The sequence below is a fragment of the Pseudomonas sp. PDM21 genome (genome assembly GCF_014852505.2).
In the GTDB taxonomy this organism is placed as follows: domain Bacteria; phylum Pseudomonadota; class Gammaproteobacteria; order Pseudomonadales; family Pseudomonadaceae; genus Pseudomonas.
In genome coordinates this window covers 3,956,910-3,970,190 of record NZ_CM181223.1, presented here as the reverse complement: position 1 = coordinate 3,970,190, position 13,281 = coordinate 3,956,910, and the positions used below count along the sequence as shown (strand labels likewise).

The 13,281-nt window shown below is 66.3% G+C and carries 13 protein-coding genes; 9 read left to right on the top strand and 4 right to left on the bottom strand.

The window, feature by feature from the left end; all coding sequences use genetic code 11:
* Positions 1 to 100 precede the first annotated feature (100 nt).
* From IB275_RS18090 to IB275_RS18055, 8 genes are all read left to right on the top strand, one after another.
* Positions 101 to 973: an ABC transporter permease gene (locus IB275_RS18090; protein WP_081518266.1), complete on the top strand. Its 873-nt coding sequence runs from the start codon at positions 101 to 103 to the stop codon at positions 971 to 973.
* Entirely contained in the window at positions 966 to 1,772 is an 807-nt protein-coding gene (locus tag IB275_RS18085) for an ABC transporter permease (protein WP_192294753.1), read from the top strand. The genes IB275_RS18090 and IB275_RS18085 overlap by 8 nt, the downstream gene beginning before the upstream one ends.
* Positions 1,765 to 2,844, top strand: coding sequence for an ABC transporter ATP-binding protein (locus IB275_RS18080; RefSeq protein ID WP_151187414.1), 1,080 nt, complete (start codon positions 1,765 to 1,767; stop codon positions 2,842 to 2,844). Before IB275_RS18085 ends, IB275_RS18080 begins: the two co-directional genes overlap by 8 nt.
* Positions 2,845 to 2,892: 48 nt before the next feature.
* Entirely contained in the window at positions 2,893 to 4,197 is a 1,305-nt protein-coding gene (locus tag IB275_RS18075; protein WP_192294752.1) for a nucleotide disphospho-sugar-binding domain-containing protein, read from the top strand.
* On the top strand, positions 4,190 to 4,570 hold the full coding sequence (locus IB275_RS18070; RefSeq protein ID WP_151187413.1) for a cupin domain-containing protein: 381 nt from the start codon (positions 4,190 to 4,192) through the stop codon (positions 4,568 to 4,570). The genes IB275_RS18075 and IB275_RS18070 overlap by 8 nt, the downstream gene beginning before the upstream one ends.
* Before the next feature lie 118 nt (positions 4,571 to 4,688).
* Positions 4,689 to 5,033, top strand: a complete 345-nt coding sequence (locus tag IB275_RS18065) for a cupin domain-containing protein (RefSeq protein ID WP_081518261.1) — start codon at positions 4,689 to 4,691, stop codon at positions 5,031 to 5,033.
* A 4-nt stretch (positions 5,034 to 5,037) separates the two neighbouring features.
* On the top strand, positions 5,038 to 6,090 hold the full coding sequence (locus tag IB275_RS18060) for an aminoglycoside phosphotransferase family protein (protein ID WP_192294751.1): 1,053 nt from the start codon (positions 5,038 to 5,040) through the stop codon (positions 6,088 to 6,090).
* A complete protein-coding gene (locus IB275_RS18055) occupies positions 6,087 to 7,589 on the top strand; it encodes an aldehyde dehydrogenase family protein (RefSeq protein WP_192294750.1) in 1,503 nt (500 codons plus the stop codon). The genes IB275_RS18060 and IB275_RS18055 overlap by 4 nt, the downstream gene beginning before the upstream one ends.
* 7 nt (positions 7,590 to 7,596) lie before the next feature.
* Here the strand turns inward: IB275_RS18055 and IB275_RS18050 are convergent, their stop codons facing one another.
* The 4 genes from IB275_RS18050 to IB275_RS18035 form a co-directional block, all read right to left on the bottom strand.
* Positions 7,597 to 8,193: a GNAT family N-acetyltransferase gene (locus IB275_RS18050; protein WP_192294749.1), complete on the bottom strand. Its 597-nt coding sequence runs from the start codon at positions 8,191 to 8,193 to the stop codon at positions 7,597 to 7,599.
* Between the two features lie 111 nt (positions 8,194 to 8,304).
* On the bottom strand, positions 8,305 to 8,979 hold the full coding sequence (locus IB275_RS18045) for a polysaccharide lyase family 7 protein (protein ID WP_081518257.1): 675 nt from the start codon (positions 8,977 to 8,979) through the stop codon (positions 8,305 to 8,307).
* A 98-nt stretch (positions 8,980 to 9,077) separates the two neighbouring features.
* Positions 9,078 to 9,758 (bottom strand): response regulator, encoded by a 681-nt coding sequence (locus IB275_RS18040; RefSeq protein ID WP_192294748.1) that lies wholly within the window; start codon positions 9,756 to 9,758, stop codon positions 9,078 to 9,080.
* Between the two features lie 54 nt (positions 9,759 to 9,812).
* Complete coding sequence (locus IB275_RS18035; protein WP_192294747.1) at positions 9,813 to 11,135, bottom strand: CapA family protein; 1,323 nt, start codon at positions 11,133 to 11,135, stop codon at positions 9,813 to 9,815.
* Positions 11,136 to 11,418: 283 nt separating this feature from the next.
* Here IB275_RS18035 and IB275_RS18030 point away from each other — a divergent pair, with 283 nt between their 5' ends.
* On the top strand, positions 11,419 to 13,272 hold the full coding sequence (locus IB275_RS18030) for a DUF1302 domain-containing protein (RefSeq protein ID WP_192294746.1): 1,854 nt from the start codon (positions 11,419 to 11,421) through the stop codon (positions 13,270 to 13,272).
* Positions 13,273 to 13,281 lie beyond the last annotated feature (9 nt).

Genomic DNA, 13,281 nt, shown 5'->3' with positions numbered 1-13,281 from the left:
GTTCTCGCCTTGCCTCGCTCTAGCTCGCTCGCCCCAGAAGTTCACTGTATTCAATAACCCTGAAGCACCCCCGCCTGGCGTGGGGTTGGGGGAACTACGCATGACCGCTTTGTCCGCCGACCGGAAACTCTCGGCCTGGCTGCTCGCGCCCGGCCTTGGCTGGCTGGCCCTGTTCCTGCTGCTGCCGTGCCTGCTGGTGCTGGTCTACAGCTTCCTCGAGCGTGGTGCCTATGGCGGCATCGACTACGTGTTCACCTGGGAAAACTACCGCCGCGCGGTGGACCCGCTGTACCTCGACATCCTCCTGCGCTCGGCGAAGATCGCCGGCCTCGCCACGCTGTTCGCGGTGCTCATCGGCTACCCGGCGGCCTACGCCATTACCCGAAGCACTCCGCGCCGGCAGGCGGTGTTCCTGTTCCTGGTGATGCTGCCGTTCTGGAGCAACTACCTGATCCGCACCTACGCCTGGATCGTCCTGCTCAACCGCGAAGGCCTGCTCAACCGGCTGTTCAATCTGCTCGGATACAGCGGCGAGCCGATCAGCCTGCTGTACACCGACGCCACCGTGGTGCTCGGGCTGGTCTACAACTACATCCCCTTCGTCATCCTTGCCATCTACAGCTCGCTGTCGCGCATCGACAACGAACTCTGGGAAGCCTCGCGGGACCTCGGCGCTTCCGGCTGGACCACTTTCCGCCGGGTGATCCTGCCGCTGTCGGTGCCGGGTGTGGCCGCCGGCGCGGTGTTCGTCTTCGTGCTCTCCATCGGCAACTTCATCACCGCCGACCTGCTGGGCGGCAAGCAGGTGCAGATGGTCGGCAACCTGATCTACGCGCAGTTCCTCACCGCGCGCGACTGGCCGTTCGGCGCGGCGCTGAGCTTCTTCCTGATCGGCATCATGATGCTGCTGCTGTTCATCCAGGCCATGGTCTCGCGCCGGGCCCAGGGTGCGGAGGGCGAACGCCATGCGTAGTTCATCAGGCATCGCCCTCGGCGCGCACCTGTGGCTGGTGTACGCCTTCCTCTATGTTCCGATCCTGGTGCTGATCCTGCTGTCGTTCAACGCCAGCGGCCTGCCCACCGCCTGGGGTGGCGCGTCGCTGAAGTGGTACGCCAAGCTGCTGGCCAACGCCTCGATCCAGCACGCGGCACTGAACACCCTGATCGTCGCGCTGACTTCCACCTTTATCGCCTGCCTGCTCGGCACGCTGCTTGCCCTCGGCGTGGAGATGCGCGCCCGCAACAACCCCGGCAAGAAAGGCGCGAACCTCGCCGACACGCTGCTGATGGCGCCGATGATCATCCCCGACATCGTCCTGGCCATCGCGCTGCTGAGCTTCTTCAACCTGCTGAAGATGAGCCTGGGGCTGCACTCGATCATCCTCAGTCACGTGGTGTTCAACATCGCCTTCGTCTGCGCGGTGGTGCGCACGCGGCTCAAGCATTTCGACTACTCGATCCTCGAAGCCTCCATCGACCTCGGTGCCGGCTGGTTCACCACCGCGCGCCGCGTGCTGCTGCCGGCGATCTTCCCCGGCGTGATGGCCGGCGGGCTGCTGGCGTTCACCCTGTCGGTGGACGAATTCATCATCGCCTTCTTCAACTCCGGTTCCGGCAGCGCGTCCACTACGCTGCCGATGCAGATCTACTCGATGATCCGCTTCGGCGTGACCCCGGAAATCAACGCCCTCGCCACCCTGGTGATGCTGGTCAGCTTCACCGCGCTGTTCGCCTCCCAACGTCTGAACAAGGTGCCCAAAGCCCATGACTAAGTCATCCGACCTGCTCGTGCTGGAGCAGGTGAGCAAATCCTATGGCGAGGGCCTGACGGCGGTGGACCAGGTGTCGCTGAGCATCCGTGAGAACGAGTTCTTCGCGCTGCTCGGTCCCTCCGGCTGCGGCAAGACCACCCTGATGCGGATGATCGCCGGCTTCGAGACGCCCAGCTCCGGCGCGATCTATCTCAATGGCCAGGACATCTCGCCACTGCCGCCGAACAAGCGCCCGCTGAACCTGATGTTCCAGTCCTATGCGCTGTTTCCCAACATGACCGTGCGCGGCAACATCGCCTACGGTCTGGAGATGGAGAAGCTGCCAGCCGTGGAAATCCGCCAGCGCGTCGATGCGGTGCTGGAGACCGCGCAGCTCGGCCCGTTGTCCAACCGCCGGCCGGACCAGCTCTCCGGCGGCCAGCGCCAGCGCGTCGCCCTGGCCCGCGCGCTGGTCAAGCGTCCGCGTGTGCTGCTACTGGACGAACCCCTCGGCGCGCTGGACAAGAAGCTGCGCGAGAAGATGCAGTTGGAGCTCAAGCGCCTGCAGCACGAGAGTGGCATCACTTTCATCATGGTCACCCACGACCAGGAAGAAGCCCTGGTCATGTCCGACCGCATGGCCGTGCTGCGTGACGGCAAGGTCTGCCAGTGCGGCAGCCCCAGTGAACTCTACGAGAACCCGGGCAGCCGCTTCGTTGCCGACTTCATCGGCGTCAGCAACCTGATCGAAGGCCGCCGCGTGGGCACCAATCGCCTGCAGGCCGGCGACCAGGTGCTGAACATCGAGACCACCGCCGAGTCCAGCCCGGAGAGCGTGACCCTGGCGCTGCGCCCGGAGCGTTTAAGGGTTCTCACCGACGCCACGCCGGCCACCGACAACCAGATTCACGGCGAGGTGGCCGAAGTGGCCTACCACGGCCTGGACACCAACCTGCACGTGAACACGGCGCTTTCCAGCAAGCCGCTGATCGTCCGCGTGCCGTCCTCGGACTACGACTTCTTGCGCCTCGCCGCCGGCATGCCGGTGCGCCTGGGCTGGGATGCGCGGCACGGCCGCGTGCTGACTCACTGATCGCCTAAGAACAAGACTAATGGGCCTGCCCCATGAACGGAGAGCACCATGAGTAGTGAACGCAAGGTCATCGCATTCTTCCCCGAGGCCGCCTACGGCCCGGCCCTCAACTCGGTAGGCATCGCCCAGGCCTGCGAGGCGCTGGGGCACAAGGCGGTGTTCCTCACCGATCCGGGGATGACCGGGGTGTACTCGGCCTACGGCTTCGAGGAGCATTACGTGAACATGTCCGAGCCGATGCCGGCCGAGGAGATGGCGCGCTACTGGACCGACTTCATCAACGGCCACATCCCCAACTTCCGCAAGGCGCCGATCGACCAGCTCGACAACTACGTGAAGGAGTGCTGGGAGGCCATCGTCTCCACCTCCAAGTGGGCGCAGAAGGAGCTGCCGGCGATCCTCGACCGGATCAAGCCGGACCTGATCTGCGTGGACAACGTGATCCTGTTCCCGGCCATCAAGCACTACGGCAAGCCCTGGGTGCGGATCATCTCCTGTTCGGAAAACGAAGTGCACGACCCGGACATCCCGCCGTACCTGTCGGGCATGAGCGTCGACGACAAGGACGGCCACGCACGCTTCCAGAAACGCTTCGAGGAAGTGATCGCGCCGATCCACGCCGACTTCAACGACTTCCTCGCCGAGTGTGGCGAGCGGCCGTATCCGCTGGGCACCTTCTTCGAAGAGTCGCCCTACATGAACCTGCTGCTCTACCCGGACCCGGTGAAGTTCGAACGTCGCCATCCGCTGCCGGCGCGGCAGTTCCATTACCTGCAGGGCTGCGTGCGCACCGACAAGCCCTATGAAATCCCGCAGTTCAAGGCGCACAACGACAAGCCGCTGCTGTATGTCAGCTTCGGCAGCCTGGGCTCGGGCGACGTCGAGCTGCTCAAGCGTCTGGTCACCACCATCGGCAAGCTGCCGTACCGCGCACTGTTCAACGTCGGCGAGCACGTGGAGAAGTACACCGACCTGCCGGACAACGTGATCGTCTCCAACTGGTACCCGCAGCCCTCGGTGATCGCCCAGGTCGACGGGGTGATCCACCACGGCGGGAACAACAGCTTCACCGAGTGCCTGTTCTTCGGTAAGCCGGCCATCGTCATGCCCTATGTCTGGGACGGCCACGACAACGCCATGCGTGCCCAGGAAAGCGGCCACGGCCTGCGCATGGACCGCTACGACTGGAGCGAGGAAGACCTGGCGCGCAACATCGCCCAGCTGCTGGGTGACCAGCTGATGCAGGGGCGCCTGGCGCGCACCAGCGACTACATGCGCTCGCGCAAGGGCCCGGAAGACGCCGCGCGCATCCTCGACCAGTTGGTGCAGGGCAAGGTGGTGAACCATGCCTGAGTTCAAGGCCGCGTCCTTTAATGGAGAGAGCACTGCGCCGCACATCCGCGGCGCCCGCGACTACGACGACCTGGTGGACTGGGGCGTGCAGTCCGACGCGCTGGAGGGCGTCTCGCACTCCAGCGGCCGGTTGCTGTTCAAGGGCCCGAACAACAGCCCGGAAACCGGCCTGTGGGTCTGCACCCCCGGCCGCTGGCGGCTGTCGATCCCGCGCGACGAGCTCTGCCACTTCGTCTCCGGCCGCGCCACCTACCGCTCCGACGAGGGCGAGGTGATCGAGGTCGAGCCCGACACCCTGGTGCTGTTCCCCGCCGGCTGGACCGGCGAATGCACCGTGCATAGCACCTTGCGCAACCTCTACATGCTGGCCTGAACCCGTAGGGCGCATAACGCCACGGGCGTTATCCGCCGTCGATTTCCACCCGAACCCACCGGCGGATAACCGCAAGCGGTCATTCGCCCTACATGCTTCGACTCATCAGGAGTGAACGATGAAGACCCCCGTTATCTACCGCCCCCTGCAGGTCACCGAACTCAAGGACTGGGGCGTGATCCCGACCATGCTCGAGGGCGAGTCCCATGTCAGCGGCGTGGTCCTGCACAAGGGGCCCGAAGGCCAGTCCGAATGCGGCATCTGGCATTGCACGCCGGGCAAGTGGTTCTGCCACGTGACCAGCGACGAGTTCTGCCACTTCCTCGAGGGCCGTTGCACCTACGTGCACGAGTCCGGCGAGGTGATCGAGATCGAGCCGGACACCGCGGCCTTCTTCCCCAAGGACTGGAAGGGCGTGTGCACCGTGCACGAGACCATCAAGAAGGTCTACATGATCCGGTGATGCCATGAACCTGCCCTGCGAAACCACCCGTGCCGCTGCCCGCGAGACCTTCCTCGCCGGCAGCGGCCTGGACGGCGCGGCCATCACCGCGCTGCCGGCGGACGCCTCGATGCGGCGCTACTTCCGCCTCGACGGCAAGGGACTGCTGCTGATGGACTCGCCTCCCGGCGCCGAGCCGCTGGCCCCTTACCTGCGGGTGGCGCAGCTGCTGCGCGACTGCGGGTTGTCGGCGCCCAGCGTGCTGGCCGCCGACCGCGAGCTGGGTCTGGCGCTGGTGGAGGACTTCGGACAGGCCACCTATACCCGGTTGCTTGCCGACGGCCATGACGAGGTGGCGCTGTACCGCCTTGCCGTGGATGCCCTGGTGCGCCTGCACCGCGCGGGCCCCCAGGCCGCCGAAGGTGTGGCGGCCTACGACGGGCAGAAACTGGGCGATGAAGCGGCGCTGTTCATTGACTGGTATGCGCCACTGCTGGTGGGCGAGCAGGCTGCCGCGAAGCTGCGCGAGCGCTATCTGGCGGAGTTCGCCGCGCTCTGGCGCGATGTCTCGCTGCGCCGTGAAGTGCTGGTGCTGCGCGACTACCACGTCGACAACCTGATGCTGCTGGAGGGCAGGGCGGGCGTGGCGGCGTGCGGGCTGCTGGACTTCCAGGACGCGCTGTTCGGCGCGCCGGCCTACGACCTCATGTCCCTGCTCGAAGACGCGCGCCGCGATATTCCCGAAACTCTGCGCGTGACCCTGCTCACCCAGTACCTCAGCCAGCGACCGGAAGTGGACGGCCGGCGCTTCATGGCCGACTTCCAGGTGCTCGCCGCACAGCGCCACGCCAAGGTGCTGGGCATCTTCGTGCGCCTGGCCAAACGCGACGGCAAGCACGGCTACCTCAAGCATCTGCCGCGCGTGCTGCGGCTGTTCCAGCGCGCGCTCGACAGCGAACAGCTGCGCCCGCTGGCGACGCTGCTCGACACCCATCTGCCGAACTGGCGCCAGGGGCTTGAGAGCGACGTGATCGCCCAGCGCCTGGCTTCATCCGATTCCCTGCGGAGCATTCCATGACCGACTTTCACGTTGATCTGCCCCTGCGTTTCATCGGCCCGGATTACCAGGGCGTGGCGACGCAGCGCCGGCGCGACATCGTCAACCCCGCCGACCTCACCCCGGTCGGACGCATCGCCCTGTGCGAAGCGGAAGACGTGGACGCCACCATCGACGCGGCCAACGCCGCCCAGCGCGAGTGGAAGCGCGTGGATGCGAAGTCCCGTGCGGCGATCCTTCACCAGTTGGCCAACGCTATCGAAACCGACCAGGCCACCCAGCGTGAAGTGGCGCGGCTGATGACCCTGGAAATGGGCAAGCCGTTCCCCGAAGCCATGGGCGAGCTGGCCAACTGCGCGCCGATTTTCCGCTATTACGCCGAGATGGCCCGCGACGAGGCCGGCAAGGTCGCCGGTACCACGCAGCTCGGCTCGTTCCAGCATGTGCGCTACGAGCCCTACGGCGTCAGCGTGCACATCATGCCGTTCAACTTCCCCATCCTGCTGATGTGCTGGACCCTGGCCGCCTCGCTGGCGGCGGGCAACGCCTGCATCGTCAAGCCGGCGGAAAGCACCACGCTGTGCACGCTGAAGTTCATGCAGCACTTCAAGGTGCTGCCGGCGGGGATGGTCAGCTGCGTGCCGGGCGATGCCAGCACTGCGCAGCGCCTGGTGCAGTCCGAGCGTACCCACGCCGTGGCCTTCACCGGCAGCGTCGCCGCCGGCAAGGCGGTGGCGGTGGCCTGCGCCGAGCGGATGAAACCGGCGGTGATCGAGGCCGGCGGCAGCGACCCGATGATCATCTCCCGCCACGCGCCGCTGGAAGTCGCGGCGGCCGGCGCGGTGACCGCGGCCTTCCACCTGAGCGGGCAGATCTGCACCTCGGCGGAGCGCTTCTATGTGGTCGATGAGGTGCATGACGAATTCGTCGCGCGCTTCGCCGAGCGTACCCGCGCGTTGCGCATCGGCCACGGCCTGGAGCGTTCCGAGATCGGTCCGATGGTCAGCGAGGCGGCCCGCGCCAAGGTCATCCGCCTGGTGGACGACGCCATCGCCAAGGGCGCCACGCTGGTCTGCGGCGGGCGCATCCCCGAGCAGTTCCCGGTGGGCTGGTATTACGAGCCGACCATCCTCACCGACGTCACCCCGGCCATGGCGATCTTCCATGAGGAGTGCTTCGGCCCGGTGGCGGCGATCTGCAAGGTGAAGGACTTCGACGAGGCGGTGCGGCTGGCCAACGACTCGCCCTTCGGCCTGGGCGCCTCGCTGTTCTCCACCGACCTGGCCGAAGCCATGGAGGCGGCGGATCGCCTGGAAGCGGGGATGGTCTGGGTGAACAACCCGCTGATCGACAACGATGCGTTGCCGTTCGGTGGCTGGAAGATGTCCGGCATGGGTCGCGAGCTGGGCCGCCAGGGGCTGGATGCGTTCCGCCGCTCGAAGATGGTGATCATCGACCACCAGCCGCAGATCCACTCCTGGTGGTACCCGTACAGCGACGAGGTGTTCTACCAGGGCTGAGCGGCCATCAGGTCGGGGCGCGGCCGAGCCTTTCCAGCAGCCGTGCCTTCACCTCCGGCCACTCGCTGTCGATGATGCTGAAGCGCACCGAGTTGCGCTTGCGGCCGTCGGGCATGATGCGCTCGTGGCGGACGATGCCTTCCTGCACCGCGCCCAGGCGCAGGATGGCGGCGCGGGACTTCTCGTTCAGCTCGTCGGTGGTGAACTGCACGCGCACGCAATCGAGTTCCTCGAAGGCGTAGGTGAGCAGCAGGAGCTTGGCCTCGCTGTTGATCGGCGTGCGCTGCGCCGACAGCGCGAGCCAGGTGTGGCCGATCTCCAGCTTGCGGTTGGCGCGGTCGACCTTCCAGAAACGGGTGCTGCCGACGATCCTGCCGGTGCGCCGGTCGAGGATGGCGAAGGGCAGGACGCTGCCTTCCTCCAGGCCCTTTTCGGCCTTGGCGATATAGCCCGCGACGGTATCCGGGCCGGGTACCACCGTGACCTTGAGGTTCCACAGTTCGCCATCGGCGGCGGCGTCGAGCAGCGCCTGTGCGTGTTCTGCCCGCAGGGGCAGGAGTTCGACGTGCTGGCCTGTCAGATGGGGGCAGGTGAGGGCGGGCATACGGATGGGCTCTGGGTGCGACGATCCCACAGCCTACCGGATGCCAGCGCTTTTCTGTAGGAGCGGGCCATGGCCGCGAACAGCGCCTGTAAGGCGCCGCTGTCCCCGCACTCACGCATGCCTGATCTGCAGGTCCTTGATCACGCACACCGACGCATCGCTCGCCAGGGTCGTGTCGGTGAAATCGATCTGGTTGTAGACCCCGCCGTGGAAATCGAACACCCGTGCAGCCCAGCTGACATCCAGCGGCATCGACGGCACCGCCGAATTACGCCCGTTGCAGCTGGCCTGCACCGTCAGCATCAGGCTGGACGTGGCGAGGATCAGGATGTCGAACTCCGCCCCCAGCGGCACGTTGTCCAGCACTGTGCTGTTCACCGGCGTGGTCTGGTTGAAGTTCTGGCGGAAACCCATGGTCAGCTTGCCCTTCTGCCAGAACACCTTGAGCAGCGGGCTGTCGTCGTCCTTCACGTGCATCTGCGCCACCACTACCTTCTGTGCCGAGTTCACCTGGGTGACCTTCATCAGTTGGTGGTTCACATGCTCGGTGGCGCCGCTCAAGGCCCAGTAGATCGGTTCCTTCCATTCGCAGCGGGTGCGGTGGACGCTCTTGCTTGCCACGCCCTTGGTCGGCGCGGTGAGTTGCAGGCTGCCGTCCGGCAGGCGGGTGACCAGGTTCGGGTACTGCGCCAGCGCCTGCGGGCCGGGAATCTCGATGGAGACGGTATCGGTCGGGGTCTTGCCCACGGGCAGGGCGATATTGAGGTTGTCGATGCTGACGGTCATGCCGGGCACTCCTGCGGCGGTGAGGGTGCCTGGTTTGACTGGACGGAGTTCCCCGCGCGACGAATTTTCGGCTGGGCGGTCATGCTGACGAAGCGCTGTCAGCCGACAAAGCGATAGCCCTTGCCGCGCACCGTGACGATCAGCGGCCTTGGCGGGTCCTGGTCCAGCTTGGCGCGCAGATGGGCGACGCGTACGTCCACCGAGCGGTCCAGGCCGTCCCAGGTGATGCCGCGCAGTGCCAGGAGCAGGTCGTCGCGGCTGAGGGTCTGGCCGGCGTGGGCGACGAGTTGCCAGAGCAGGTCGAACTCGGCGCCGGTCAGGTCGATGCGCGAGCCGTTGCGCCGCACTTCGCGCTGGCGGGCGTCGAGGGTCAGTCCCGAATGCTCCAGCCGTTCCGCCGGCTCGGCGGCGCTTCGCGGGCGGCGCAGCAGGGTCCGTACGCGGGCTAGCAACAGGCTCGGGCGCACTGGCTTGCAGACGTAATCGTCGGCGCCGTTCTCCAGACCGTCGATCTGCTCGGTGTCTTCGGAGCGGGCGCTGAGCATGAGGATCGCGCCCTGGTACTGCGGGCGGAGGCGCCGGCAGATGGACAGGCCATCTTCGCCGGGCAGCATGCGGTCGAGGATCACCAGGTCCGGGCGTTCGTCCAGCACCCGCTCGGCGGCGCGTGCGCCATCGGACTCGATGACGGCGGTCAGGCCATGGTGTTCGAGGAAGTCGCGGGTGAGGGCGGCAAGGCGCAGGTCATCCTCGACGATGAGAATGCGGGTTGTGGTCATGGGTATGGGAAGAAGAGGGCGCCGGGCAGCTTGTGGCCGCCCGGCGCTGCGGCATCAGAGTGTGACGCGCGCAATCGAGCCGTCCACCGACAGCCGAGTACCGTAAGGTTCCGACAACGCGGCGAAGCGCTGCAGGATCGCTTGTGCGTGTTCGCCTTCGGCCAGGCGTGGGCGGCCACGGCGGTGTACCGCCTCGCCCAGGCCCAGGCTCACCGGGTACAGTTCAATGCCGGTGAGGCGGCGGCCGTCGAACTGGCAGACCGGCACCAGGCTTTCCCAGAAGCGCGCATCGGAGGGGAAGCTGCGGGTGTCGTTCTGGGTGCGCTGCAGGAACACCTTCGAAGGCGTCTGGTTGCGGTCCACGCGGAATTGCTCGTAGCTGTCCGCCGGCAGGCGCTCCACCAGCTCGTTCTGGCCGATGAAGTTGCCCAGGCTGTAGAAGATCGGCTTGCCGTTGTAGATCTCCATGCCGCGCAGCAGGTGCGGGCCGTGGCCGACCACGATATCGACGCCGGCGTCGATCATGCGCCGGGCTACCGGCTGGATGAATTCGGCGGCCACTTCCAGGTCCCACTCACCCTTGGCGTCGTGGCCCAGTTCGTGGGCGTGGATGCTCAGCACCACCACGTCGGACAGCGTACGTGCTTCCTCGACCCAGCGCAGGATGTCGTCCATGTCCTTCTTGCGCGGCAGGGTGCGCAGGCGCGCGCTCTCGCCCTGGCGGAACAGCAACGGGGTGAAGGGGCCGAACACCGCCAGCGACGGATCGGGAATCGGGTGGGCGAAGCCCAGGTCCACCGCGCCCTGGTACAGACGGTCCAGGCCGAGGCTGGCGATGATGCCGCGCATGGCTTCCATCTGTGCGCCGTCGAGCTGGTGCACGGTGTCGTAGCGCAGCGGGTTGAGCCCGGGGCGGCCGGGCATGTCGCGGGTCTGCTCGCTGGCTTCCTGGCCTTTGCCGAAGGTGGAGGTGCAGGCCAGCAGCGAGACGGTGCCGGCAGGCTTGGTGCAGTACACCGGGCGGCGAGCCTCTTCGAGGTTGCGGCCGGTGCCGGCGAACAGCAGTTCGCGCTTGTCCAGCTGGGCGTGGGCGGCCTGCAGGCCGGCGATCCCATAGTCCAGGCTGTGGTTGTTGGCGGTGGAGAACAGGTCGATGCCGCCTTCCACCAGCTCGTCGAGCACCCACGACGGCGCACCGAAGTGCGAGCCGCCGCTTTCCAGCACGGCATCGCCATGGAAGTCGTTGGGCAGCACTTCCAGGTTGGTGAAGCTGACGTCGGCGTCGCGCAGCAGGTCGAACAGCGGGAGCAGGGTTTGGTCTTCGCGGCTGTTCAGGCGGCGCTGCAGGATGCTGTCGCCGGTCAACGCAATCTTCATGGTCCACCTCAGGGTCGGGGAGTCGCTGATGGCGGCGGACTTTAGGGCAATGCGCGGCCCGGGTCGGCTGAATCCTGGGTATCGCGATAGCCGTCGGTTATCACCCGCAAAGCCTCGCGCGCTGTTGATGTGCTGGCGTTTTCATTCTGGCTATGGGCATCACTTTTTTTCAGAAGTCAGCCATGTGACAGCGCTCTAACCTGCGCTCGCCTCCCGGCCCAAGAGCCGCGGAGCAGGGGTGGCACGGCTTGCCGTGACCAGCACGATCCAGGCGGAGAGCAGCATGAAAAAAACAATAACCGGCGCCGCAGGCTTCAAGCCGCACGCGCTGGCGCTGGCTACCAGCATGGCCCTTGGCGGGGCATCTTCGGCTCAGGCAGTGAGCTTCAACGTGGGGGAAATCGAGGGTCGCTTCGACTCGACCCTGTCCATCGGCGCGAGCTGGGCGATGGACAGCCCGGACAAGAAATTCATCGGCACCCGCAACGGCGGCACGGCCTCCAGCCAGACCTCCGATGACGGCCGGCTGAACTTCAAGCGCGGCGAGACCTTCTCCAAGATCTTCAAGGGCCTGCACGACCTGGAGCTGAAGTACGGCGACAGTGGCCTGTTCCTGCGTGGCAAGTACTGGTACGACTTCGAACTGAAGGACGAACACCGCCCGCTCTATGACATCGACGACAGCGGCCGCGATACCGCCGCCCAGTCCTCCGGCGCCGAGCTGCTCGACGCCTTCCTCTACCACAACTACGAACTGCAGGACCGGCCGGGTACCGTGCGCGTGGGCCGCCAGGTGGTGAGCTGGGGCGAGAGCACCTTCATCCAGAACGGCATCAACTCGATCAACCCGGCGGACGTCGCCGCGCTGCGTCGCCCCGGTTCCGAGGTGAAGGAAGCACTGATCCCGGTGAGCATGCTGTATTTCAACCAGGGGCTCACCGACACCCTGTCCATGGAGGCCTTCTACCAGCTGGAGTGGGAGAAGACCGTGCCGGACAACTGCGGCACCTTCTTCGGCAGCGACGTGGCCGCCAAGGGCTGCGACATCAACATGGCGGTGAACGGCAGCGACTTCGACCGTGACATAGACGGCACCGGTATCAAGGGTGGCTATGGCTACGTACCGCGTGGCAAGGACCACGACGCCCGCGACGGCGGCCAGTTCGGCGTGGCGCTGCGCTGGATGTACAACGACACCGAGTTCTCCGCCTATGCGATGAACTACCACAGCCGCACGCCGACCAGTAACTGGGTGGTGGGCAAGGGCGCGCTGGCCGACCCGGTCGGCGGGCTGATCGGGCAGGGCGGCGTGAGCACCGCGCGCTGGTACCTGGACTACCCCGAGGACATCCGCCTCTATGGCCTGGGCTTCAACACGACCTGGGGCAGCACCGCGGTGCAGGGCGAGATCAGCTACCGGCCGAACATGCCGCTGGGCATCAACTCCAGCGACGTCTCCGGCGCCGCCACCCTCGGCTCGGCGGCGACCAGCCCGCTGGTCAACGGTGGCCTGCCGATCTTCTCCAGCGGCTGGGCCGACTCGGCCTACGGCTCGCTGATCCAGGGTTACGAGCGCAAGCCGTTCACCCAGGCGCAGATGACCTTCACCAACACCTTCGACCAGATCGAACTGATCGGCGCCGAGCGCCTGACCCTGGTGGGCGAGATCGGCTTCAGCCACATCGCCGACCTGGGCTCTACCGACGGCTCCGACCTGCGCTTCGGCCGCAGCAGCGTGTACGGCAATGGCGAGCTGGCCAGCGCCGGCACCTCGGCGCTGCTGGGGCTGTCGGGCAACGCGATCTGCCAGAAGGTGGTGAACACCGCCAACCCCGGCCAGTGCGATGACAAGGGCTTCTACACCCAGAACTCCTGGGGTTACCGCGTGCGCGCGGGCCTGGAATACAACGACCTGCTCGGTGGCGTTTCGCTGCGCCCGAACCTGGCGTTCTCCCACGACGTGCAGGGCTACGGCCCGACCTTCAACGAGGGCGACAAGTCGGTCAGCGTCGGCGTCGACGCCGAATACCTGAGCCGCTACACCGCCAGCATCAGTTACACCGACTACTTCGGCGGTGATTACAACGTCAACACCGACCGCGATTTCCTCGCCGTCAGCATGGGCGTCAGCTTCTGATGCCCGCCA

What these genes read in the sequence shown, in the direction of transcription:
- IB275_RS18090 (WP_081518266.1), top strand. Translation starts at nt 101, where the DNA reads ATGACCGCTTTGTCCGCCGACCGGAAACTCTCGGCCTGGCTGCTCGCG.
- IB275_RS18085 (WP_192294753.1), top strand. Translation starts at nt 966, where the DNA reads ATGCGTAGTTCATCAGGCATCGCCCTCGGCGCGCACCTGTGGCTGGTG.
- IB275_RS18080 (WP_151187414.1), top strand. Translation starts at nt 1,765, where the DNA reads ATGACTAAGTCATCCGACCTGCTCGTGCTGGAGCAGGTGAGCAAATCC.
- IB275_RS18075 (WP_192294752.1), top strand. Translation starts at nt 2,893, where the DNA reads ATGAGTAGTGAACGCAAGGTCATCGCATTCTTCCCCGAGGCCGCCTAC.
- IB275_RS18070 (WP_151187413.1), top strand. Translation starts at nt 4,190, where the DNA reads ATGCCTGAGTTCAAGGCCGCGTCCTTTAATGGAGAGAGCACTGCGCCG.
- IB275_RS18065 (WP_081518261.1), top strand. Translation starts at nt 4,689, where the DNA reads ATGAAGACCCCCGTTATCTACCGCCCCCTGCAGGTCACCGAACTCAAG.
- IB275_RS18060 (WP_192294751.1), top strand. Translation starts at nt 5,038, where the DNA reads ATGAACCTGCCCTGCGAAACCACCCGTGCCGCTGCCCGCGAGACCTTC.
- IB275_RS18055 (WP_192294750.1), top strand. Translation starts at nt 6,087, where the DNA reads ATGACCGACTTTCACGTTGATCTGCCCCTGCGTTTCATCGGCCCGGAT.
- IB275_RS18050 (WP_192294749.1), bottom strand. Translation starts at nt 8,193, where the DNA reads ATGCCCGCCCTCACCTGCCCCCATCTGACAGGCCAGCACGTCGAACTC.
- IB275_RS18045 (WP_081518257.1), bottom strand. Translation starts at nt 8,979, where the DNA reads ATGACCGTCAGCATCGACAACCTCAATATCGCCCTGCCCGTGGGCAAG.
- IB275_RS18040 (WP_192294748.1), bottom strand. Translation starts at nt 9,758, where the DNA reads ATGACCACAACCCGCATTCTCATCGTCGAGGATGACCTGCGCCTTGCC.
- IB275_RS18035 (WP_192294747.1), bottom strand. Translation starts at nt 11,135, where the DNA reads ATGAAGATTGCGTTGACCGGCGACAGCATCCTGCAGCGCCGCCTGAAC.
- IB275_RS18030 (WP_192294746.1), top strand. Translation starts at nt 11,419, where the DNA reads ATGAAAAAAACAATAACCGGCGCCGCAGGCTTCAAGCCGCACGCGCTG.